This window comes from Pigmentiphaga litoralis, assembly GCF_014651835.1.
Lineage (GTDB): Bacteria > Pseudomonadota > Gammaproteobacteria > Burkholderiales > Burkholderiaceae_B > Pigmentiphaga > Pigmentiphaga litoralis.
The window spans coordinates 145,592-167,274 of sequence record NZ_BMXQ01000001.1 but is presented as its reverse complement, the minus strand read 5'-3'; the positions used below and the strand labels follow the sequence as shown (position 1 = coordinate 167,274).

Sequence of the window (21,683 nt, the reverse complement as noted above, 5' to 3'; positions counted from 1 at the left end):
CGGAGTCGTAAACCGCGCCGATGCAGCAGGAAGCATTGGCGCCGCAGGAAGCACAAAGGCCGCATGAGGTGACTCATGCGGCCTTTGTGTATCCGGTCTTGCGGCCAAGGGCACAGCGTCTTTGGCGTTGAGTGCGGCAACGCAATGACCGCATTGCGCACCCCAGACCAACGTGGCCAGGACATCCAGCGCCTGGCCCCGACGTCATTGCCCCTTACGGCGCGGTCGTCGCCGCCGGCGTTGTCACCGGCGCCGTTGTAACCGGCGTCGTCACCGGGGTCGTAACTGGTGTGGTCACCGGGGTCGCCGTGCCGGGCCCGCTGATGAACACGGTCGTATAGCGCGCCTGGTTCACCTCGCTATATCCGGCGGTCAGGATGCGCAGGCCGCCATTGGCTTCGGCGATCGCCACGCCCCCTTCGCGCGGGCGGTTGATGCCCGTGCATGTCGTGCCGCCATAGATCAGCGTGACCGTGTACAGGTTGGCCGTCGACGGTGTCGTGTAGGGCGCAAGGGTGCCGCCCACCGTGCAATTGTCGCTGTTGCTGCCCGTGATGGCGCCAGTGGCATCGATGGCGATCTCCATCGACCGTCCACTGAAATTGCCGTTCTGGCGGTAGGTCTTGCCGGCCAGCGTGGCCACGTCAGCAGCGCGCGCATCGAACAGGGTCGAGTACGCGGTCGTGATCTGCGCGACCGCATTTCCCGCCGTGGGGTCGGCAAAGCTGCCCGTCAACGCGCCACGGGTTCGCACGTCGCCCGTGAACACCACGCCGCCCGTATAAGTCCCCGCAGCCGATGCGTAGTAAATGCCATTGTTCGATGAGAACACGCTCGATGCCGGCGCCACGCTCAGGGACCCGTACAGCACGTCGTAGCTGCTGCCCTTGCTGCGATAGAAGAAGTACTGATTGTCGGGCAGCACGACGCCATTGAAGCCGTCCGACGTGGCGCCCGAAGCCACCGTGCCGGTGAACAGGCCGGTCGCCACCTGCGGCGTCGTGGCGGGCGGCGGGGTAAGCGGTTCCGGATCCGGCACCGCATTGATCACGAAGGTGTTGCGGGTGGACGTGGCCGGCGCCGTCGTGAACACCCACAGTGCCTGCTTGGCGCCCGCCGCGTCGTACGCGATGACCGCAATACCCGACTCCGTGCTGCCGGTACGCGGGCAGCTGGCGGCCGTACCGCCCAGCGTCAGACTGACGTTGTAGATGCCGCGCTGCGCATTCGGCGTGCGCGCCGTGCCGGTAAAGGTGCAGCCCACGTTCGAACCCGTCACGTTGCCCAGCGCGTCAATGGTGACCACCGCCGCATTCGATCCGAACGCCCCGCCGCTGCGGTACGTGCCCTTGAGCAACGTCAGGCTGGACGGATGTTCGGTCAGCGCCGCGCTGTAGTTCAACGTAAAGGGCACCAATGCCGCGCCCGTGGCCGCGGAGGTACCCACGGGATTGGCGTAGCTGCCGACGATGCGGGCGTTGGTCTTGACGTCGGCGGCCGCGCCCGTGACGGTGCCCGTCACCAGGACAGGCGACGTCGCAAACTTGCTGTCAACGGTCGAAAAGTAGCTGGAATTGGGCGCGCGCAATGCGGTACCCGTCACGGACAGCGTGCCGTACAGCCCGTCGTAGCCCTGGCCGCCCGAGTCCTTGGCAAAGTAGTACAGGCCACCCGTGCCATTGCTGCCGCCGTCAATGTAGCCAATGAAATCGCGCTGCGCCGACAGCGGCCCGGCCTGGCCGGTATACACCCCGGCCGGATACTGCTGCACCGACGCGGGCGCATCGCTTGAACCACCGTCGTCACCGCCGCCCCCACCGCAACCTGCCAGAACGGCGAGTACCGCCGCGGAACACGCCACTTGGGCGGTAAAACTGCGCTTTTGACCAGATTGCACGTCGTCATCCTCTGTAGCCCGTCCGGGCGATAGCGTCGTCACAGGAATCGGCGTAACGGCGCGCGGCCATTGTAGCGTGCACACCCTCTTGCATCGGGGTGGAAAAGCCACATCTAACTCAGGTTGCTCGCACCTTTGCGTACCGTTCGGAACAGGTGCAACAGCCCCTGCCACCCCGGCAGGTGGCGGATTTCCGCTAGTATGGAAGCTTGGTGAACCCTGATTGAAGAAGCCGTCGTCGTGACCGATAACGTTGTGCCCCTGACCGATTTCCGTGCGCGCGATGCCGTGCCCAAAGTGCCCGGCGTACTCGTTGCGCCCACGGGCCGCCTGCTCGACGCCCGGTCGCGTCCGCTGCATGACTTGCGGATCTCGGTCACCGACCGCTGCAACTTCCGCTGCGTGTACTGCATGCCCAAAGAGGTGTTCACCAAGGACTACCCGTATCTGCCGCATGCATCCCTGTTGTCGTTCGAAGAAATCCGCCGCCTGGCCGCCCTCTTCCTGGCGCACGGCACCGAAAAGATCCGGCTGACCGGTGGCGAGCCCTTGCTGCGCAAGAACCTGGAATCGCTGGTCGCGCAGCTGGCCGACTTGCGCACGCCTTCCGGCCGCGCGCCCGACCTGACGCTCACAACCAACGCATCGCTGCTCGCGCGCAAGGCGAAGGCACTGGCCGACGCCGGCCTGACCCGCGTCACGGTCAGCCTGGATGCGCTGGATGACGCCACCTTCCGGCGCATGAACGACGCCGACTTTCCGGTATCCGACGTGCTGCGCGGCATCGACGCCGCGGCCGAAGCCGGCCTGGGTCCCGTCAAGGTCAACATGGTCGTCAAACGCGGCGTCAATGACGATCAGGTCGTGCCCATGGCCCGCTACTTCCGCAACTCCGGCCACATCCTGCGTTTCATCGAATACATGGACGTGGGCGCCTCCAACGGCTGGAAGATGGACGAAGTCGTTCCGTCGGCCGACGTGCTGGCTCGCATCCATGAAGCCTGGCCGCTGGAATCGCTCGAGCCGCACTACAGCGGCGAAGTCGCCCAGCGCTGGCGCTACGCCGACGGCGGTGGCGAAGTCGGTGTCATATCCAGCGTGACGCAGGCGTTTTGCGGCACCTGTAGCCGCGCGCGGCTGTCGACTGAAGGCAAGCTGTACCTGTGCCTGTTCGCGCAGCGCGGCCATGACCTGCGCGCCTTGCTGCGCGGTGGCGCCAGCGATGCCGAACTGTCGACCGTAATCGGTCAGATCTGGGCGGGCCGCAACGACAACTATTCTGAAGTGCGCACAGCCGACACGGTGCGCGAGCAGAAAATCGAGATGAGCTATATCGGGGGTTGAACGCCCGCCCGTTCCAGACAGAAAAACGCCGGAAGATCGCAAGACCTTCCGGCGTTTTTATTCGGTCCTGGGGATGTTGCCTGCGCCTGCCGAACGGCGCGCATCAACGCCTGTCTTCATGAATCAGAACGTCGTCGCGATATTGATGGCGATGTTGTTGATCCCCGGGTTCGGGCGCTTGATGCTCAGGTTCGAGAAGTGTGACACCCGCAGACCGATCCGGGTGTTGCGCGACAGCTGGTAGCCGGCGCCGATGTGGTCGCCGAACTGGAAAGACGTGCTGATGTCTTTGTTGTGGAAACGCGTATCGCTGAAGAACGTCGCGCCTACACCGGCTTCCACATAGATCTGCTGGGTAGGCCAGTAGCGGAACATCGGAATCGCGTTGGCTTGCCACACGCTTTTCTTGGCGCCCGGATCCACGTCTTGCGTGGTCCACCAGTACGACAGGCCCAGTTCGCCCACCAGTTCAATGCGGCTGGAACTGAAGTTGTGCGTCCACAGCGGTGCAGTTTCGCGGTTGATGGTCAGGCGCTGGTTGCCTTCGCCGGTGCCGAACTGGACGCTCCAGGCGCCGCCATCAAAAGGATTTCCGGATTCGCCAGGACCGGCGGCCATCACCTGGCCGCACACCAGCAAGGCAGCAACCGCACCAAGGATCTGTTTCATGTTCGCGCTCGTCATCAATCGTTGATATGCAGAGCGCATCGGCTGCCCTGCAGAAGTAGCGACTAACTATAAATGCAACACGGCCGGAAATCCGGCCGTGGGGGAACGCGAGAAACAACCGAAATAAATCCTTACAAAACTAACGGTCGGTTATTCAACCCGCCGTCAGGACGTCACCACCACGTCAGCCGATTGATTCGTCAACAGGGCCAGCAACTGAGCCACTTCTTCACGCAGCTTGCGGCGGTCGACAATCATGTCGATCGCGCCTTTTTCCAACAGGAATTCGGCGCGCTGGAAACCTTCCGGCAGCTTTTCGCGCACGGTCTGCTCGATCACGCGCGGGCCGGCAAAACCGACCAGCGCCTTGGGTTCGACGATGACCACGTCACCCATGAACGCAAAGCTGGCCGAGACGCCGCCCATCGTGGGGTCCGACAGGATGCTGATGAACGGCAGGCCCTTGGCGGCCAGCTGGGTCAGACCCGCGGTCGTCTTGGCCATCTGCATCAAGGACAGCAGGCCTTCCTGCATCCGCGCGCCACCCGAAGCCGCCACGCAGATGAAAGGAACTTTCTGTTCAATCGCGGCCAGCACGCCACGCGCAAAACGCTCGCCAACCACCGAGCCCATGGAACCGCCCATGAACTCGAATTCAAAGGCGGCCAGCACTACCGGCACCGTATGGATCGCGCCGCCCATCACCACGAGCGCATCGGTCTCGCCGGTCTGCGTCATCGCATCCTGCAGGCGGTCGGTGTACTTTTTCGAATCCTTGAACTTCAGGCTGTCCACCGGCAGGGTGCCGATGCCGATCTCGTAGCGGCCTTCTGCATCGAGCAGCGAGTCGATACGCTGACGCGCGCCAATCCGCATGTGATGGTCGCACTTCGGGCAGACGTTCAGGTTCTTGTCGAGGTCGTCCCGATACAGCACCGCTTCGCACGATGGACACTTGACCCACAGCCCTTCCGGGACGCGACGCGACGCGCCATCGGTAGTTTTGATACGGGGTGGGAGCAGCTTTTCGATCCAGCTCATGCGGATATCCTTGTTTCAGTAATCACGGCTCGCGGGGGCAATTCGTCGAGCGCGTGCCGGATTGTACGCAACCAGTCGCCTGCTGCGCGAGCGGCAACGTCCGCCAGCTGATCGGCCGGGACGCCGGCCACCGCCGCTTCGATTTCCTGGATCAGCTTGCTGCCGATCACGACGGCATCGGCCACTGCACCCAGCGCGGCGGCGCTGGCCGCGTCACGAATGCCGAAGCCCACGCCCACCGGCACCAGCACGTGCTTGCGGATGGTCGTGATGCGCTCGGACACTTCCTGTACGTCGATATTGCCCGCGCCCGTCACGCCCTTGAGCGAGACGTAATAGACATAGCCCTTCGCGATGGAGGCGATGGCCTGGATACGTTCGGTGGTGGACGTCGGCGCCAGCAGAAAGATCGGGTCGATGTGGTGCTGCGCGAGCAGCGCCGCGAATTCCACGGTTTCTTCGGGCGGATAGTCCACGACCAGAACGCCGTCCACGCCAACTTCCTGCGCGGCCGCGGCAAAGGTGGCCTGCCCCATGCGCTCGATCGGGTTCGCATACCCCATCAACACGACCGGGGTCGTGGTGTCGGTCTGACGGAACTCGCGCACCATCGCCAGCACGTGGCGCAAGCCCACACCCAACGCCAGTGCGCGCTCGCTCGCACGCTGGATCACGGGGCCGTCGGCCATGGGGTCGGAAAACGGCACGCCCAGTTCAAGAATGTCGGCACCCGCCGCCACCAGCGCGTGCATGACCGGCACCGTCACGGTGGGCGACGGATCGCCCGCCGTCACGTAAGGGATCAGCGCCGGCCGGCCTTTCGGCAGATGCGCGCGCCGCGCAAAGGCGGCCGCGATACGGGACACGGACGTCGACGCCACGGAGTGGGACGACAACGAATCAGGAGTCAGGGTTGCGGTCATGGCGGGCTCAGAACGTGATGCCGGAACGATCGGCAACGGTATGCATGTCCTTGTCGCCACGGCCCGACAGGTTGACCAGCAGGATCTTGTCCTTGGGCAGCGTCGGCGCCAGACGCACCGCATGCGCGATCGCGTGTGCCGACTCCAGCGCGGGAATGATGCCTTCCAGGCGGCAGCACTGGTGGAAGGCCGACAGCGCTTCCTCGTCCGTGATGCCCACATAGGTGGCGCGCTTGGAATCCATCAACCAGGCGTGCTCCGGACCGACGCCCGGGTAATCCAGGCCCGCCGATACCGAATGCGTTTCCATGACCTGACCGTTTTCGTCCTGCAGCACGTAGGTGCGGTTGCCGTGCAGCACGCCCGGCATGCCGGCTGCCAGCGATGCCGAATGACGGCCCGTATCCATGCCATCACCGGCCGCTTCCACGCCCACCAACGCGACGTCTTCATACGGCAGGTAAGGATGGAAGATGCCCATGGCGTTCGACCCGCCGCCGACCGAGGCGATCACGACGTCAGGCTGGCGTCCCGTCATTTCCGGCATCTGCACCAGGCATTCGTTGCCGATCACGCGCTGGAAGTCGCGCACCATCATCGGATAGGGATGCGGTCCGGCCACCGTGCCGATGATGTAGAACGTGGTGTCGATGTTGGCCACCCAGTCGCGCATCGCTTCGTTCAGGGCGTCTTTGAGCGTCTTGGAGCCGGACTCGACCGGGATCACCGTCGCGCCGAGCAGCTTCATGCGGTAGACGTTGGCTGCCTGGCGGCGCACGTCTTCACTGCCCATGTACACGATGCATTCCATGCCGTAGCGCGCAGCCACGGTAGCGGTAGCCACACCGTGCTGGCCTGCACCGGTCTCGGCGATCACACGCTTCTTGCCCATGCGCCGGGCCAGCAAGGCCTGGCCGATGCAGTTGTTCACCTTGTGGGCGCCGGTGTGATTCAGGTCTTCGCGCTTCAGGTAGATCTGCGCGCCGCCAAGCTCGTCGGACCAGCGTTTGGCGTGATAGATCGGGCTGGGGCGGCCAACGAAGTGCTTCAGTTCGTAGTGGTACTCGGCCACGAAGTCCGGGTCGTTCTGGTACTTCGCATAGGTGTCGCGCAGTTCGTCGAGCGCATGCATGAGCGTCTCGGCAACGAACACGCCGCCATAGGGGCCGAAATGCCCGCGGGCATCTGGAAATTCATAGGTTTTCACTGGATGGTCTCGATCTGCTTGCGGGGCCGGAAGCCGGCCCGGCGTGGGATGCTGAAGGCGAGGGGCTGAAGGGTCAGCCCGCGTCGGCCTGTCGTACCGCGGCAATGAATCGGGCGATCTTTTCGGCCGATTTGATGCCGGGCGCCTGTTCTACGCCGCTGCTTACGTCAACGGCAAACGGACGCAGGGTCGCCACGGCGGCTGCCACATTTTCGGCATGCAACCCACCAGACAAAACGACCGGACGCGCGTTTGCGCTTTGCACCAGAGACCAATCGAACGTTCTCCCGCTGCCGCCGTACCCATCAGAGTGGCTGTCGAAGAGCCAACCGGCGGCAGAACTGTATTCGAGAGACGATTTTAGCAAACCTTCGGGGGTATCCATTCCAGGGGCCCCGACACGCAACGCGCGCAGGTAACGGCGGCCATGGCGTTCGCACTCCGCAGGGGTCTCGTCGCCATGAAATTGCAGCAGTTCGGGCTGCACGACGTGGAGCACCTGACCGACTTCATCGGGGGTCGCGTTGACGAACAGGGCGACCACATCCATGAAGGGCGGCACGCGGCTGCGAAGCTGCGCCGCGCGCTCGGGCGTCAGGGCGCGAGCGCTGCGTGCGTAGAACACCAGACCGATGGCGTCGGCGCCAGCGGCAACTGCTGCGTCGACGTCTTCTTCGCGGGTCAGGCCGCAAATCTTGATACGGGTACGGGACATCCTGCAATGATAGCCCGGAGTGGCCGCGGGATGCGGCGCGGCCGGTCCCTACAGCGCCAGCCGGACCTCGTCGCTGCTGTCGGTGCACGGCAGTTCCGGCACGTCGGGATAGCCCACCGCCGTCAGGTACAGCCCGTCGGGCGAGAACGTCGGCGCGGCGCGGCGGCGGTCCCGCTCCAGCAGCAACTGCGCGATCCATTCCGGCGGATGCCGCCCCTGCCCCACGTACACCAGCGCGCCGATGATGTTGCGCACCATGTGATGCAGGAAGGCATTGGCGCGCAAGGTGAACACGAAGAAGCGGCCGCGCCGCGTGATTTCCAGCGAGGTCATGGTGCGGACCGGCGACGCGGCCTGGCACTGCGACGAGCGAAAGCTGCTGTAGTCGTGCTCGCCGACCAGATGCCGCGCGCCTTCGCGCATGGCATCCAGGTCCAGCGGCCGGAAGGTCCAGCCCGCCTTGCCGACCCAGGCGGGCGGGCACACGGCATCTTCGATCAGCAGGTACACGTAGGCGCGCGACCGGGCCGAAAAGCGGGCATGGAAGGTGTCGGGCACCTGCGCCGACCAGCGAACGGCAATGCTGGACGGCAAGTGTGCGTTCACACCGCGTATCCAGGCCTGCAGTGACCGTTCAACCGGAGTATCCAGGTGCACCACCTGCTGCACCGCGTGCACACCGGTGTCGGTGCGGCCCGCGCAGACCGTGGGGACTGGCTGGCCGACGAACGCGGCCAGCGCCTGTTCCAGCGTGTCCTGTACGGTGCGGCGATGCGGCTGGGTCTGCCAGCCTTGCCAGGGCGCGCCATCGTAGGACAACCCCAACGCAATCCGTGACATCAGATCCGGCACCGCGTCACAACGTTGCCAGCATGTCGCGCGCGCGGTGCTTCTGGCTGGTGTCGCCCGTCTTGACGATTTCGTTCAACAACTGACGCGCCGCCGTGCGGTCACCGAGGTCGATGTAGGCCTTGGCCAGATCGAACTTCGACGTCGTGGTGGCCGTGCTGGTGTCGGTGTCAAACGAGAGCACCGTCTTGGGCGCTGCGGCGGCGGGTTGGGCGGGCGCGGCTGCAGGCGCCATGGGCACCGGGGCTGGCGTCGGTTCAGGCAGCAACCCAGGCGTGGCCGGCGGCGTGACCACGGGCATCACAGGCGTGCCGGCTGCGGGCGTGTCCGGCGTGATCGGAGGCTGCAGCGGCGTATCGCCGTCTGGAATCACAGGGGCGACGGCAGGTGTCGTCACCGAGGACGGCGCAGCGGTCGCTGGCGGAGTGCCTGGCGCGGCAGCAGACGTATCACCCGCGATCGACGCAGCCGTTGCCGCAGCCGCATTGGCCGCCAGCGCGGCTTGAAGCGCAGCCGCCGATTTTGCCACCGGCGCATCGGCCGCAGTCGACGCTGCACGGGTGTGCGGCTTCGGTGCGACGGCAGGCGCGGCCTCGGGCGTGGCGCCCGCGGCGTCAGACCCGGTAGAGCCGGCGGGTGATGGCGCGGAAGATGCCGAAGACGTCGCGGCATCCGCCGGCATGGTCGATGCCAGTGGGGCTGCAGAAGGCTCTGGCGAACTCGCCGCCTTGTCGTAGATGTCCGACGGGGTCGCGGAAGCCGTCGCGGCCCCCGTCGCGCCAGCCGCGGTCGATCCAGCGGTGGCAGAGGTACCGTTGGCAGCACCGCCGGGCGCAGGAGTGTCGGTCGCAGCATCAGCCTTCGCCGCATCATCGCCCGATGCAAATGCCGAAGCCGCCGCAGCCGCCGTCAGATCGTCGTCATGACCCGGCGCAGCCACCGCTTTCACGGGCGCCGCCACCGGCGTCGCTGCCGCGGCGCCCGCTGCCACCGCGGCGCCCGCCAATGGCACGGCCGCCGCAACCGCGAATCCTTCCGCCAGCGCTTCGCGCGTGGACCCGTCCGGCACCGGCGCAGTGGCCGCTGCCTGGCTTACGCGAGGCTCGAACGCCCCGTCCCCCACGCTGCCCGCCGCGCCCAGGTCGGCGCTCAGGGGCGTGACGTGAAAGCCTGCCGCGTCGTTCGACGGCGTCGGGCCAGCCGCATAGACCATGTCGGCCAGGGGCAGCACCGCCAGCGGTTCGCTGGGCGTGCCCCCTTCCACCGGCTTGTCCAGGTCCAGATCGAAGCCGAAATCGATGGGCGCAATCGGCGCCACGTGGGCCGGGGGCGGACCGTCGTCCTCCAGCGGGCCGTATTCGTCGTCATCATCGCTGGTAGACGCCACGTAGGCTGCCGCAGCCGCGGCCGACGCGGCGGCCGTGGCACCTGCGGCGCCGACCGTCGGTCCGCCCACTGCCCCACCCGCGGCGGCCGCAGCCGGCGTCGACGCCGGCAACGCCGAGTCGGCGGGCAGCACGGGCAAACCGGCCAGGTTCGGTTCGCGCGCCGGGTCGTTCACCTGGAAGCGGGTGCTGGGCCGCGCGCGGCGGCGCAGCGTAAGCACGGCAGCGCCCACCGCCAGCAGGGCAATCAGCCCGCCCACCAGGGCGATGACCTTCTCGCTCGCCCACGCGGATGTTGGCGTGTCTTCGCCCAATGGCGCCGGTGCGGCGGCGGGATCTGCCGCCGCTTCCGCCGCAGGGGGCGTATCGGTGGCCGGTGCATCGGCCGCCGCAGGATCGGCAGCCGCTGGGTCAGCCGCAGGATCCGCAGCCGCAGCAGCCGCGGGATCCGCTGCAGCCGCCGAATCCGCTGCAGCCGCCGGATCCGCCCCAGGCGCTGGCGCCGCAGGATCGGTTGCCGGGTCGGCATTCGCCCGCTGTTCCATGCCTGCCAGCGCCTGGTTCTGGGACTCCAGCAATCCCCGCATGGCATTGATGTTGGCCGTCAATTCCTTCACGCGCGACTCGGATTCGTCGATCGCCCGCTGCGTCGCCGCGCGCTCTTCTTCCAGCCGATCACGCACGGCCTGCGGGTTGGCGCCATCGGTCGCCGTCGAACCTTGCGCAGACAACTTCAGCGCATCGCCCTGGCTTTCAACCGGGGCCGGCTCCGACGGCGCCGGCGCAATGGCGCCCGCGCTTGAATTGGCGGGGGGCGTCGCTTCGATCGGCGTGGCCACCGCAGCCGCCTGCGCGACGCGCTCGCGGTACAGCGCAAACGATTCGTTCTGGGTACGCAAGGTCTGCCGGGCCTGGGTATCGCTCTCGGCAAGCACCTGCGCTGCCGGAGGAATCTGCAAGGTCGTGCCGGCACGCAACAGGTTCATGTTGCCGTCGATGAACGATTGCGGGTTCGCATGGAACAGCGCCAGCAGCGTCTGGAACACCGTTGCGCCTTCCGGGCGCAGACGCGTCGCCAGATCGAACAAGGTGTCGCCGGGTTGCACCAGCGTGGGCGGCACGGCAGCCGATGCCACGGCAGGCGCACGGGCTTCGGCAGGCGGCGACTTCAGGACGAAAGAATATTGGCGGATGTAGCGGCCCTGGTGCCAGGTCACTTCGACCAGCAGGTCCAGCACATGCGCATCGACCGGGCCTGCCGATACGACCTCCACCACCTTGCGGCCGTTCGGCCGGTCTGCCACCTTGAGCGTCAGGCCCGCCAACCCTTCGGGATAGGCCACCTTGGCTTCGCGATAGATGTCGGCAGACGCCAGGTTCACTTGCAGCGTCGTCGACTCTTCAGGCGTGAACGCGCTGATTTCGATTTCGGCGCGGAGCGGATCGCCGGACGCCGACAGGACGCGCAGCGGCCCCAGATCGGCGGCACCACTGGCACTGGTGAAGACAAGGGACAGGCTCAGCAACCATGCCGGTCTGAGCACGAAAGGCAGCGACGCGCGCAGACGCGTCCGCTGGGTGCCCGCGTTCGAGCTGTCGATTCCGGAACGTGCAGGCGACGGCGCGCGATGGTGGTTGGGCAACAAGCTACTCTATCCCCGATTTTTTGAGCGTTGACCATACCATCTGACAGGGTGGGCGGCAAGCCACGTGCCCACCCTGTCAGATGATGAAAACAACCCGCAAAAAAAAACGGACGCCTTGCAGCGTCCGCTTCTTTTACCCTTCTGCAATCGCGCCCGGGCAGGACGCAATCAGCCAGAGTCTTACAGCTCGCCCAGCACGATCCGCAGCATGCGGCGCAGCGGTTCGGCGGCGCCCCACAACAGCTGGTCGCCCACCGTGAACGCGCTGAGGTAGTCCGGGCCCATGGCCAGCTTGCGCATGCGGCCCACCGGGATCGTCAGCGTGCCCGTCACGGCCACGGGCGTGAGCGAGCGCATCGAGTCTTCACGCGTGTTCGGCACGACGCTGGCCCACGGATTGGCCGAGCGCAGGATGTCGTCGATCTCGTCCAGCGGCACGTCTTTCTTGAGCTTGATCGTCAATGCCTGGCTGTGGCAGCGCATGGCGCCGATCCGCACGCACAGGCCATCGATCGGCACTTCTTTCGAGCCGCCAAAACCCGCGCCCAGGCCCAGGATCTTGTTGGTCTCGGCGCCGCCCTTCCACTCTTCCTTCGACATGCCGTTGCCCAGATCCTTGTCGATCCACGGGATCAGGTTGCCGGCCAGCGGCACGCCAAACTGTGCCTGCGGCAGCGACGGATCCTTCTGCAGGGCCAGCACATTGCGGTCGATGTCAAGAATCGCGGATGCCGGGTCGTCCAGCAGGTGCTTGACCTGACCGTTCAGCAGGCCGAATTGCGTGAGCAGTTCGCGCATGTGCTGCGCACCGCCGCCCGAGGCCGCCTGGTAGGTCATGCTGGTCATCCATTCGACCAGATCATGCTTGAACAGCCCGCCCAGGCCGATCAGCATGCAGCTGACAGTGCAGTTGCCGCCAATGAAGTCGCGCACGCCCTTGGCCAGCGCAGCGTCGATGACGTGACGGTTGACCGGATCCAGCACGATGATCGCGTCATCTTTCATGCGCAGCGTGCTGGCCGCGTCGATCCACGTGCCGGTCCAGCCCGCCGCGCGCAGCTTCGGGTAGACCTCGGACGTGTAGTCGCCGCCCTGCGCGGTCACGATGATCGGCAGCTTTTTCAGCGCGTCGATGTCGTACGCGTTCTGCAGGGGGCCGGCGCCCTCTGCCCATGACGGCGCCTTGCCACCCTGGTTGCTGGTGGAAAAGAACACCGGTTCGATCAACGCAAAGTCGTTTTCGTCGCGCATGCGCTGCATCAGTACGGAACCGACCATACCGCGCCAGCCGACCAGACCCACTGCTTTCATTGTCTACCCCTTATCAGACGGGTTGGTTACCCGGGGCGTATCACACCCGGGGGCGCGACACGCGTTGCGTTTACTTCAGAGCTTTGATGACGGCGTTGCCCATCTCGGTGGTCCCCACCTTGGTGGTGCCGGCTTCGAAAATATCGGCCGTGCGCAGCCCCTGGCCGAGCACGGTCTTGACGGCCGCTTCGATACGGTCGGCCTGGGCCGCCTTGTCGAGCGAATACCGCAGCATCATGGCTGCCGACAGGATGGTCGCCAACGGATTGGCGATGTCCTGGTTGGCGATGTCGGGCGCCGAGCCGTGGCTGGGCTCGTACAGGCCCTTGCCCGACTCGTTCAGCGATGCCGAGGGCAGCATGCCGATCGACCCTGTCAGCATCGATGCCTGGTCGGACAGGATGTCGCCAAACAGGTTGCCGGTCACGATCACGTCGAACTGCTTGGGCGCGCGCACCAGCTGCATGGCGGCGTTATCGACATACATGTGGCTCAGTTCGACGTCGGGATATTCCTTGCCGACTTCGGTCACGATGTCGCGCCAGAACTGGAAGGTTTCCAGCACGTTGGACTTGTCGACGCTGCACAGCTTGCGGTTGCGCTTCTGCGCGGTCTTAAAGCCGACGTGGGCGATGCGGCGGATTTCGGACTCGGCATACCGCATCGTGTCGAACCCTTCGCGCTCGCCCGCGAACTGACCGTCGGGCGCCGTGCGCATGCCGCGCGGCGAACCGAAATAGATGTCACCCGTCAGTTCACGGATGATGATGATGTCCAGGCCCGCCACCACTTCCGGCTTGAGCGACGATGCATTGGCCAGTTCCGGATACAGGATGGCCGGACGCAGGTTCGCGAACAGACCCAGCTGCTTGCGCAGCCCCAGGATCGCCTGCTCGGGGCGCAGCGAGCGTTCCAGCGAGTCGTACTTCCAATCGCCGACCGACCCGAACAGCACTGCGTCGGCGCGCTTGGCCAGGTCCAGCGTGGCGGGCGGCAGGGGATGGCCCGACGCGGCATAGGCCGCGCCGCCCACCGGCTGTTCTTCGATCCGGAAGTCTTCGCCCAGCGACGTCAGTACGCGCACGGCCTGTTCGATGATTTCCGGTCCGATGCCGTCACCCGGCAGCACTGCAATGTGTTGGGTCATGTCGTTCGATAAGTGGAAGTGGGAACTGCGCCGCAATAAGAGATAAGCACTGCACCGCAATGACTGGCAGGAACTGCTCCGCGATTACGAGTGGGAGCTGCGCAAAGCAGCCGACTCGAGCCAGGGCTGCGTGGCCAGCCGGTTCTGTTCGTACGCGCGGATCTTGTCGGCGTTACGCAGCGTCAGGCCGATTTCGTCCAGGCCGTTGAGCATGCAGTACTTGCGGAACTCATCGATCTCGAAACCAGACTCGGCGCCCTCGGGCGTGACGACAACCTGGCGTTCCAGGTCGATGCGCAGGCGGTAGCCGGGCGTCTTCTCGACTTCGTCGAACAGTTGCGCGACCACGTCTTCGGGCAGCACGATGGGCAGGAAGCCGTTCTTAAAGCTGTTGTTGAAGAAGATGTCGGCAAACGACGGCGCAATGACGGCGCGAAAGCCATACTGGTCCAGCGCCCAGGGGGCATGCTCACGGCTCGATCCGCAACCAAAGTTCTTGCGGGCCAGCAGGATCGACGCGCCCGCGTAGCGCGGCTGGTTCAGCACGAATTCGGTGTTCAGCGGGCGCCTGGAATTGTCCATGCCGGGCTGACCTTCATCAAGGTAGCGCCAGGCGTCGAACAGGTGCGGGCCGAAACCCGAACGCGTGATCGCCTTCAGGAATTGCTTGGGAATGATCTGGTCGGTGTCGACATTGGCGCGATCGAGCGGCGCCACCAGGCCTTCATGTACGGTAAATGCTTGCATGATCTTTTCCTGCCTTATTGCACGTTGCGCACGTCGACGAAATGGCCCGCCACCGCAGCCGCTGCCGCCATCGCGGGGCTGACCAGGTGGGTGCGGCCGCCCTGACCCTGACGGCCTTCGAAGTTGCGGTTGGACGTGGACGCGCAACGCTCGCCAGGCCCGAGTTTGTCGTCGTTCATGGCCAGGCACATCGAGCAGCCCGGATCACGCCATTCGAAGCCGGCGTCCAGGAACACCTTGTCCAGGCCTTCCTGTTCGGCTTGCGACTTGACCAGGCCCGAACCCGGCACGGCCAGCGCGAGCTGGACGTTCGATGCGATGTGCTTGCCGCGCAGCACGTCGGCGGCGGCACGCAGATCTTCGATGCGCGAATTGGTGCACGACCCGATGAAGACCTTGTCGATCTTGATGTCGGTGATCGGCATGTTGGCGGTCAGGCCCATGTAGGACAGCGCGCGTTCGATGCCTTCGCGGCGGACTTCGTCGCTTTCCTTGGCCGGATCGGGAACGATCGCATTGACCGGCAGCACCATCTCGGGCGACGTGCCCCAGGTGACCTGCGGCTGGATCGCGGCGGCGTCGATCTCGACGATACGGTCGAAGTGCGCGCCCTCGTCGCTATGCAGCGTGTTCCAGTATTCGACGGCGGCGTCCCACTGGTCCGCCTTGGGCGCGTAGGTGCGGCCCTTGAAGTAGTCGATCGTTTTCTGATCGACGGCCACCAGGCCCGACCGTGCACCGGCTTCGATCGCCATGTTGCACATCGTCATGCGGCCTTCGACCGACAGGTCACGCACGGTGCTGCCGGCGAATTCGATCGCATGGCCCGTGCCACCGGCCGTGCCGATCACGCCAATCACATGCAGGATCACGTCCTTGGCCGTGCACCCGGCGGGCAGCTTGCCCTCGATGCGGACCAGCATGTTCTTGTTCTTCTTCATGTTCAGCGTCTGCGTCGCCATGGTGTGCTCGACTTCGGACGTGCCGATGCCGAACGCCAAAGCGGCGACCGCGCCGTGGGTGCTGGTATGCGAATCGCCGCACACGACGGTCATGCCCGGCAGGGTCGCGCCCTGCTCCGGGCCGATGACGTGCACGATGCCCTGGCGGTGATCGTTCATGCTGAATTCGACGATGCCGTGCTCTTCGCAGTTGGCGTCGAGCGTGTCGACCTGCAGCTTGGAGATGGGATCGGCGATGCCGCTTGCGCGGTTGTGCGTGGGGACGTTGTGGTCAGCGACCGCCAGGTTCGAGCTGATGCGCCAGATGGGGCGGTTCGCGATCTTCAGGCCTTCGAACGCCTGCGGGCTCGTGACTTCGTGCACGAGGTGGCGATCGATGTAGATCAGACAGGTTCCGTCTTCATCCTGGTGGACGACGTGTGCGTCCCACAACTTGTCGTAAAGAGTACGAGCCATAATCGCCATGATTCCGGTCAAAAATTGAACGGGCTCAATTTAGCTGGCGGCACAGTGGGCGCGGGAAACGCGCCTGGTCGTCACTAAGGACCCGCTCGGGTGAAGGTAGCGTTAGATTATGCCACAGGCCGCGCCCTGGCTTGCTGCGCGGCCTGCTTCTGCCCTGCGGGTCATCCGGCCAGCTGATCAGGCCGGGGGTCCTGAGTGCTGGCTTACTTGCGCGCTTGGTACAGCGGCAGCACCTTTTCGGATGCGACCTTCAGGTCGGCAATGCGGGACTCTGCCGACGGGTGGGTCGACAGCAGTTCCGGCTGGGCGGCGCCGCCACTGAGCGCGCCCATCTTGGTCCACAGCGTGACGGCGGCGCGCGGATCATAGCCGGCGCGGGCGGCCAGTTCGACGCCCATGCGGTCGGCTTCGGTTTCGTGCAGGCGGCTGTTGGGCAGGCCGAACATGACGTTGGCGAGGGTGCCGCCCAGGTCCGACGTGGCCTGGTTGCCGGTCACGACCGACAGCACGCTCAGGCCGACGCTGGTGGCCATCTGCTGCGAGGCGCGTTCGCGGGCGTGTTCACGCAGCGCATGCGCGATCTCGTGGCCGATGACCGCGGCCAGTTCGTCGTCGGTCGCCTTCACGGAATTGATCAGGCCGGTGTACACCGCGATCTTGCCACCGGGCATGCACCAGGCGTTCACTTCCTTGCTGTCGATGACGTTGACTTCCCACTTCCACGACGTCGCTTCCGGGCGGAAGGTGCCGACCTGCGCGATCAGCCGCTGCGAAATCGTGCGCACGCGGGTGGACTGCGCGGCGTTCGAATTGAGCTGGCCCTTGGCCTTGGCGTCGTTCAGCGTCTGCGCATACAGCTTGACGGCTTCCTGGTCCAGTTGCGCTTCGGGCACCAGGCTCGACATGCGCTGGGTGCGGTCGATGCCGATCGCGCCACCCTGGGTGGTGTTGACGCTCTGGCAGCCTGCCACGGCCGTGAACGCCAGAATGGCGGCAGTACGCATCGCGGTGCGCTTGAATGTCGGCGTGATGAAAGTGGTCATACGGCTCCCCCGGTAAGTGAACTGCCGTGATTCTGCCCGAATACGACGTAACTGTGCGTTAGGGAAGCACGGCAAGCCGGGTCGATCAGCGATGGGCAGGAATCGCGGGCGTGTCCACGTGCACGTCGGCGTTCTGCGCACGATGGCGCAGCGCCTGGTCCATCAGCACGATCGCCAGCAGCCCTTCGGCGACAGGTGTGGCGCGGATACCGACGCAAGGGTCATGACGGCCATGGGTTTCGACCACCGTCGGTGCGCCGGCCTTGTCGATCGACTGGCGTGGCGTGCGGATGCTGGACGTCGGCTTGATGGCGATGGAAACGCGAATGTCCTGGCCGGTGGTGATGCCGCCCAGCACGCCGCCGGCATGATTGCTCCCGAAGCCCGACGGGTCCAGTTCGTCGCCATGTTCGCTGCCGCGCTGTGCGACGCAGGCGAATCCGGCGCCGATCTCGACACCCTTGACCGCGTTCAAGCCCATCATGGCATGCGCGATATCGGCGTCCAGGCGGCCATAGATCGGTTCACCCCAGCCGACCGGCACGCCTTGGGCGACCACGTCGATGCGCGCACCGACCGAATCACCGTCCCTGCGCAACTGGTCCATATAGGCCTCCAGTTCGTCGATGGTGCTGGCATTGGCCGCAAAAAAGGGATTGGCATGGACGTGGTCCCACGATTCGAATGGAATCGGGATGGGACCGAGCTGGCTCATGAAGCCACGGATCACGATGTTGAAACGCTGTTTGAGCCACAGCTTGGCGACAGCGCCGGCGGCAACCGTCGGCGCCGTCAGACGCGCCGACGAACGGCCGCCGCCGCGCGGATCGCGCACGCCAAACTTGTGCCAGTAGGTGTAGTCGGCATGGCCCGGACGGAAGGTCTCGGCAATGTTCGAATAGTCCTTGCTGCGCGCGTCCTGGTTGCGGATCAGCAGCGCAATCGGCGTCCCGCTGGTCACGCCCTGGTAGACACCGGACAGGATCTCGACCTGATCGGGTTCCTGGCGCTGGGTCACGTGGCGCGACGTGCCAGGGCGTCGGCGATCCAGTTCGATCTGGATGTCGGCCTCGGACAGCGGCAATCCGGGCGGGCAGCCGTCGATCACGCAGCCGATCGCGGGGCCATGCGACTCACCGAAATTGGTGACGCGAAACAGTTCTCCGAGCGTATTGCCAGCCATAGGATCATGCCCGGGGACGCCGGGTGTAGTGAGCGGGAAAGCGCGATTATCGCACTGGCGGGCCATCCGGGTACGAAGGACGCCCGCGATCCCGCTTCAGGCCGACCTCAGGCCAGCCTCGGGCCCACCTCAGGCCATGCCTTCTTCGGCTTCGCGCTGCTCGCCCGGCCAGTCGCGGATGTAGGCCTTGAGCATGCGGTTCTCGAAGCCTTGGGCTTCCAGAACGGCTTTGGCCACGTCATAGAACGAGATCACGCCCAGCAGCATGCGCCCGTCCATGACCGGGATGTAGCGCGCGTGCTTGTCCAGCATCAGGCGCCGGACTTCGTTGACTTCGGTGTTGGGCGACACGGTCACGGGCGCATCGTCCATGATCGAACGGATGGTGGACGTGCCCAGCGATCCGGCGTTCTTTTGCAGATGGCGAATGATTTCGCGGAAGGTCAGCATGCCGACGAGTTCGCCGAATTCCATGACCACGAGCGACCCGATATCGTGGACTGACATCGTGTCGACCACTTGGGTGACCGGCGTATCCGGGCTGACGGTGTAGAGCGCATCGCCCTTCACACGCAAAATTTCGCTGACTTTGATCATGGTGGTCTCCTCGGACTTGGCTCCATCCTAGCGCGCAACGCTACGCGCTTCAACTGCAATGCCACGCGCGGCGACGATCTCGCGGGCTTCCAGGCGCAGCACATCCATCAGCCGGCCCATGGCGGGCGACGGCGCATCGCCCCACAACATGCCCACGTCTTGTGGCACATCGTCCAGCCACAAGGGCAGCCGGCACAGCAGCCCTTCCCGCTCGAAACTGGCGATGGCGTCTTCCGACGCCACGAACAGGCAGTTGGCGCGCTGGGCGACCGCGCGGTTGGTCAGCAGCGCGGCCGACTCCATCATGGCCTGTGGCAGCGGCAGCCCGGCCCGCGAAAACGCCAGGTCCAGGCTGATGCGCATCGGCGTGTTCCACGGCGGCACGATCCAGGGGTAGGACGCGACATCCTTCCAGGTCACGCGCCGCTTGGCGGCGAGCGGATGCCCGGCCCTGCCCGCGACGCAGACCGGCTCCTTGTACAGCACCTCGCTCTGCAGCCCCAGGTTGAGCGCATCGCCTTCCAGCCGGCCGATCACCAGGTCCAGCTCCCGCCGCTGCAAGAGCGGCAGCAGGCGGTCCAGCGTGCCTTCATGCACTTGCACTTGCGCTTCGATGCGAGGCCGATGCAGGCGGGCCAGCGCGCCCGGCAACAGGATGGGGGCCGCGGCGGGCAAGGCGCCCACGACAATGCGCCCGGCCGTGCCCAGCTGCGCGGCGTCGATCTCGCTGCGCGTGCGCTCCATGTCGCCCAGCACCCGCTCGGCATGGCGCAGCACGATGCGCCCGTATTCCGTCAGCACCACCCGCCGCGTCGTGCGCTCGAACAGCGACACGCCCAGCGACGTTTCCAGCCCCTTCAGCCATTTCGACAACGCCGGCTGGGACAACGCCATCAGATCGGCGGTACGGCTCATGCTACCCGTGCGGCCGATCGACACCAGGATTTCCAGGTGGCGCAATTTGAGCCGGTGTATCCAGTCCTGGGTGGAACGAACCATGGGGGATCCTTGCAGCTGCGGCGTTCATTCATGACCTTTAAAGCATAAATCATTGCGGATTATTCATTTGAAATGAATGGCTGCGTCCCCTATGCTTCGCTTCGGATCACCCCGCGCCCGGGATTGTCCGGCGCGACGCGCCCGCAGGGCGCATCACGGGACACCGGCGGGGCCTCCGCCACTACAGGAAATCAAGCATATGAGCAAAATCTGGGAGACACCCCCCACCATCGAATTCGACCGGGCCGCGCCGGGCTACACCAGCACCGTGCTGCGGGCGCCCCGCCAGCCACTGCTGCGCGTGCCGGAAGGTCCGCTCGAGCTGGCTGCGCCGCTTTTCGACCGGTCGGTGCTGTTCTCGAATCACGACGACCTGACGCGCCAGTGCGCCGGCGAAGCGATCGGTGAACGCATCATCGTCGAAGGCTGTCTGCGCGACCGCGAAGGCGAGCCGATCCGCAACGCCTTCATCGAAATCTGGCAGTGCAACGCCACTGGCCGCTATGCGCACGACCGCGACCAGCACGACGCGCCCCTCGACCCGAACTTCACGGGCAACGGCCGCGTGTTCACCGACGAGAACGGCAACTACAAGTTCACGACGATCAAGCCCGGCGCCTACCCCTGGCGCAACCACGAAAACGCGTGGCGGCCGGCGCACATCCACTTCTCGGTGTTCGGCAACAACGTGCTGCAGCGCCTGGTCACGCAGATGTACTTCCCGAACGATCCGCTGCTGGGCTACGACACCATCTTTGGCGCCCTGCCCTCCGACAGGGTGCGCGACCGCCTCGTGTCGAGCTTCGACCTGTCCCTGACCCAGCCCGAGTGGGCCCTGGGCTACCGCTTCGACATCGTGCTCGACGGTCCCGACGCCACGCCTGCCCAACCTGACTGAGCGAACCATGTCCAATCTCATCCCTACCCCCTCGCAAACCGTCGGCCCCTTTTTCAAGCACGGCCTGAAATGGGACGCCGCCGGCCAGGTATTGAGCCAGGTCCAGAGCGGCCGCGTGCGTGTCACCGGCATCGTCACCGACGGCGCGGACGAACCGATCCCGGATTGCTTCCTGGAAGTCTGGCAGGCCGACGCCAGCGGCAAGATGTCGCAGTTGCCCGTGCATGAGGACGGCACCGCCGCCTTCGCCCGCGCGTCCACCGACGCCGAAGGCCGCTTCGTGATCGACACCGTCATGCCCGGCCGCATCGCCCTGGCCGACGGCAGCCTGCAGGCGCCCTACCTGCACATCACCATTTTTGCGCGCGGCCTGCTGCGCCATCTGTTCACGCGGTGCTACTTTGAAGGCACCGAAGGTGTCGAGCAGGATCCGGTGCTGTCGTCGTTGGGCGCCCGCGCCAAGACGCTTGTCGCCCGCAAGACCGGCGAATCGACCTATGAGTGGGACGTTGCCATGCAAGGCAGCGAAAGCGTCGAAACGGTGTTTTTCGATATCTGATGGTCTGATTTCGATGCGGCGGCAGAAGTTGCCGCGGTCATGAAAAAAGCGCCCCGCGGTGGTTTACGCGGGGCGCTTTTTTTTTCGGTTGCTGAC

19 protein-coding genes are annotated in these 21,683 nt (G+C 65.5%); 3 read left to right on the top strand and 16 right to left on the bottom strand.

Going from position 1 to position 21,683, the window contains the following annotated elements; genetic code table 11:
* Positions 1-214 precede the first annotated feature (214 nt).
* The gene (locus IE116_RS00745; protein WP_189608934.1) at positions 215-1,897 is read right to left on the bottom strand and encodes a hypothetical protein; all 1,683 of its coding nucleotides are present in this window, start codon (positions 1,895-1,897) and stop codon (positions 215-217) included.
* A 240-nt stretch (positions 1,898-2,137) separates the two neighbouring features.
* On the opposite strand from IE116_RS00745, the gene moaA reads away from it, so the two are divergent.
* Positions 2,138-3,241 carry a GTP 3',8-cyclase MoaA gene (gene moaA / locus IE116_RS00740; RefSeq protein WP_189608932.1) on the top strand — a complete coding sequence of 368 codons (1,104 nt, stop codon included), beginning with the start codon at positions 2,138-2,140 and terminating at the stop codon, positions 3,239-3,241.
* A gap of 123 nt (positions 3,242-3,364) precedes the next feature.
* Here moaA and IE116_RS00735 read toward each other — a convergent pair whose 3' ends face one another.
* From IE116_RS00735 to IE116_RS00665, 15 genes are all read right to left on the bottom strand, one after another.
* Positions 3,365-3,910: an acyloxyacyl hydrolase gene (locus IE116_RS00735; RefSeq protein ID WP_229827937.1), complete on the bottom strand. Its 546-nt coding sequence runs from the start codon at positions 3,908-3,910 to the stop codon at positions 3,365-3,367.
* Positions 3,911-4,075: 165 nt separating this feature from the next.
* Positions 4,076-4,951, bottom strand: a complete 876-nt coding sequence (accD, locus tag IE116_RS00730; RefSeq protein WP_189608927.1) for an acetyl-CoA carboxylase, carboxyltransferase subunit beta — start codon at positions 4,949-4,951, stop codon at positions 4,076-4,078.
* Positions 4,948-5,874, bottom strand: coding sequence for a tryptophan synthase subunit alpha (trpA, locus tag IE116_RS00725; RefSeq protein ID WP_189608925.1), 927 nt, complete (start codon positions 5,872-5,874; stop codon positions 4,948-4,950). The genes accD and trpA overlap by 4 nt, the downstream gene beginning before the upstream one ends.
* A 7-nt stretch (positions 5,875-5,881) precedes the next feature.
* Positions 5,882-7,081 (bottom strand): tryptophan synthase subunit beta, encoded by a 1,200-nt coding sequence (gene trpB / locus IE116_RS00720; RefSeq protein ID WP_179588302.1) that lies wholly within the window; start codon positions 7,079-7,081, stop codon positions 5,882-5,884.
* A 73-nt stretch (positions 7,082-7,154) separates the two neighbouring features.
* Complete coding sequence (locus IE116_RS00715; protein ID WP_189608924.1) at positions 7,155-7,796, bottom strand: phosphoribosylanthranilate isomerase; 642 nt, start codon at positions 7,794-7,796, stop codon at positions 7,155-7,157.
* A 48-nt stretch (positions 7,797-7,844) separates the two neighbouring features.
* The gene (truA, locus tag IE116_RS00710; RefSeq protein WP_189608922.1) at positions 7,845-8,636 is read right to left on the bottom strand and encodes a tRNA pseudouridine(38-40) synthase TruA; all 792 of its coding nucleotides are present in this window, start codon (positions 8,634-8,636) and stop codon (positions 7,845-7,847) included.
* Positions 8,637-8,652: 16 nt separating this feature from the next.
* Positions 8,653-11,676, bottom strand: coding sequence for a motility hub landmark protein FimV (locus IE116_RS26035; protein ID WP_189608920.1), 3,024 nt, complete (start codon positions 11,674-11,676; stop codon positions 8,653-8,655).
* 180 nt (positions 11,677-11,856) lie between these two features.
* Positions 11,857-12,987: an aspartate-semialdehyde dehydrogenase gene (gene asd, locus IE116_RS00700; RefSeq protein ID WP_189608918.1), complete on the bottom strand. Its 1,131-nt coding sequence runs from the start codon at positions 12,985-12,987 to the stop codon at positions 11,857-11,859.
* 70 nt (positions 12,988-13,057) lie between these two features.
* A complete protein-coding gene (gene leuB / locus IE116_RS00695) occupies positions 13,058-14,134 on the bottom strand; it encodes a 3-isopropylmalate dehydrogenase (protein ID WP_189608916.1) in 1,077 nt (358 codons plus the stop codon).
* Positions 14,135-14,218: 84 nt separating this feature from the next.
* On the bottom strand, positions 14,219-14,881 hold the full coding sequence (leuD, locus tag IE116_RS00690; RefSeq protein WP_189608914.1) for a 3-isopropylmalate dehydratase small subunit: 663 nt from the start codon (positions 14,879-14,881) through the stop codon (positions 14,219-14,221).
* Positions 14,882-14,895: 14 nt separating this feature from the next.
* Entirely contained in the window at positions 14,896-16,299 is a 1,404-nt protein-coding gene (gene leuC / locus IE116_RS00685) for a 3-isopropylmalate dehydratase large subunit (protein WP_189608912.1), read from the bottom strand.
* Positions 16,300-16,511: 212 nt separating this feature from the next.
* Positions 16,512-17,351 carry a M48 family metallopeptidase gene (locus IE116_RS00680; protein WP_189608910.1) on the bottom strand — a complete coding sequence of 280 codons (840 nt, stop codon included), beginning with the start codon at positions 17,349-17,351 and terminating at the stop codon, positions 16,512-16,514.
* 85 nt (positions 17,352-17,436) lie between these two features.
* Positions 17,437-18,534, bottom strand: a complete 1,098-nt coding sequence (gene aroC / locus IE116_RS00675) for a chorismate synthase (protein ID WP_189608908.1) — start codon at positions 18,532-18,534, stop codon at positions 17,437-17,439.
* A gap of 129 nt (positions 18,535-18,663) precedes the next feature.
* Entirely contained in the window at positions 18,664-19,128 is a 465-nt protein-coding gene (locus IE116_RS00670; protein ID WP_373303031.1) for a CBS domain-containing protein, read from the bottom strand.
* A gap of 30 nt (positions 19,129-19,158) precedes the next feature.
* Positions 19,159-20,130, bottom strand: a complete 972-nt coding sequence (locus tag IE116_RS00665; RefSeq protein WP_189608907.1) for a LysR substrate-binding domain-containing protein — start codon at positions 20,128-20,130, stop codon at positions 19,159-19,161.
* Between the two features lie 199 nt (positions 20,131-20,329).
* Between IE116_RS00665 and pcaH the strand changes: the two genes are divergently transcribed.
* Positions 20,330-21,028 carry a protocatechuate 3,4-dioxygenase subunit beta gene (pcaH, locus tag IE116_RS00660; RefSeq protein WP_189608905.1) on the top strand — a complete coding sequence of 233 codons (699 nt, stop codon included), beginning with the start codon at positions 20,330-20,332 and terminating at the stop codon, positions 21,026-21,028.
* 7 nt (positions 21,029-21,035) lie between these two features.
* Complete coding sequence (gene pcaG, locus IE116_RS00655) at positions 21,036-21,587, top strand: protocatechuate 3,4-dioxygenase subunit alpha (protein WP_189608902.1); 552 nt, start codon at positions 21,036-21,038, stop codon at positions 21,585-21,587.
* The last annotated feature ends 96 nt before the right edge of the window (positions 21,588-21,683 follow it).

Bases quoted from the DNA above. Each gene is read 5' to 3' on its own strand.
- IE116_RS00735 (WP_229827937.1), bottom strand. From the start codon at position 3,910: ATGAAACAGATCCTTGGTGCGGTTGCTGCCTTGCTGGTGTGCGGCCAG.
- accD (WP_189608927.1), bottom strand. From the start codon at position 4,951: ATGAGCTGGATCGAAAAGCTGCTCCCACCCCGTATCAAAACTACCGAT.
- trpA (WP_189608925.1), bottom strand. From the start codon at position 5,874: ATGACCGCAACCCTGACTCCTGATTCGTTGTCGTCCCACTCCGTGGCG.
- IE116_RS00715 (WP_189608924.1), bottom strand. From the start codon at position 7,796: ATGTCCCGTACCCGTATCAAGATTTGCGGCCTGACCCGCGAAGAAGAC.
- truA (WP_189608922.1), bottom strand. From the start codon at position 8,636: ATGTCACGGATTGCGTTGGGGTTGTCCTACGATGGCGCGCCCTGGCAA.
- asd (WP_189608918.1), bottom strand. From the start codon at position 12,987: ATGAAAGCAGTGGGTCTGGTCGGCTGGCGCGGTATGGTCGGTTCCGTA.
- leuB (WP_189608916.1), bottom strand. From the start codon at position 14,134: ATGACCCAACACATTGCAGTGCTGCCGGGTGACGGCATCGGACCGGAA.
- leuD (WP_189608914.1), bottom strand. From the start codon at position 14,881: ATGCAAGCATTTACCGTACATGAAGGCCTGGTGGCGCCGCTCGATCGC.
- leuC (WP_189608912.1), bottom strand. From the start codon at position 16,299: ATGGCTCGTACTCTTTACGACAAGTTGTGGGACGCACACGTCGTCCAC.
- IE116_RS00680 (WP_189608910.1), bottom strand. From the start codon at position 17,351: ATGACCACTTTCATCACGCCGACATTCAAGCGCACCGCGATGCGTACT.
- aroC (WP_189608908.1), bottom strand. From the start codon at position 18,534: ATGGCTGGCAATACGCTCGGAGAACTGTTTCGCGTCACCAATTTCGGT.
- IE116_RS00665 (WP_189608907.1), bottom strand. From the start codon at position 20,130: ATGGTTCGTTCCACCCAGGACTGGATACACCGGCTCAAATTGCGCCAC.
- pcaH (WP_189608905.1), top strand. From the start codon at position 20,330: ATGAGCAAAATCTGGGAGACACCCCCCACCATCGAATTCGACCGGGCC.
- pcaG (WP_189608902.1), top strand. From the start codon at position 21,036: ATGTCCAATCTCATCCCTACCCCCTCGCAAACCGTCGGCCCCTTTTTC.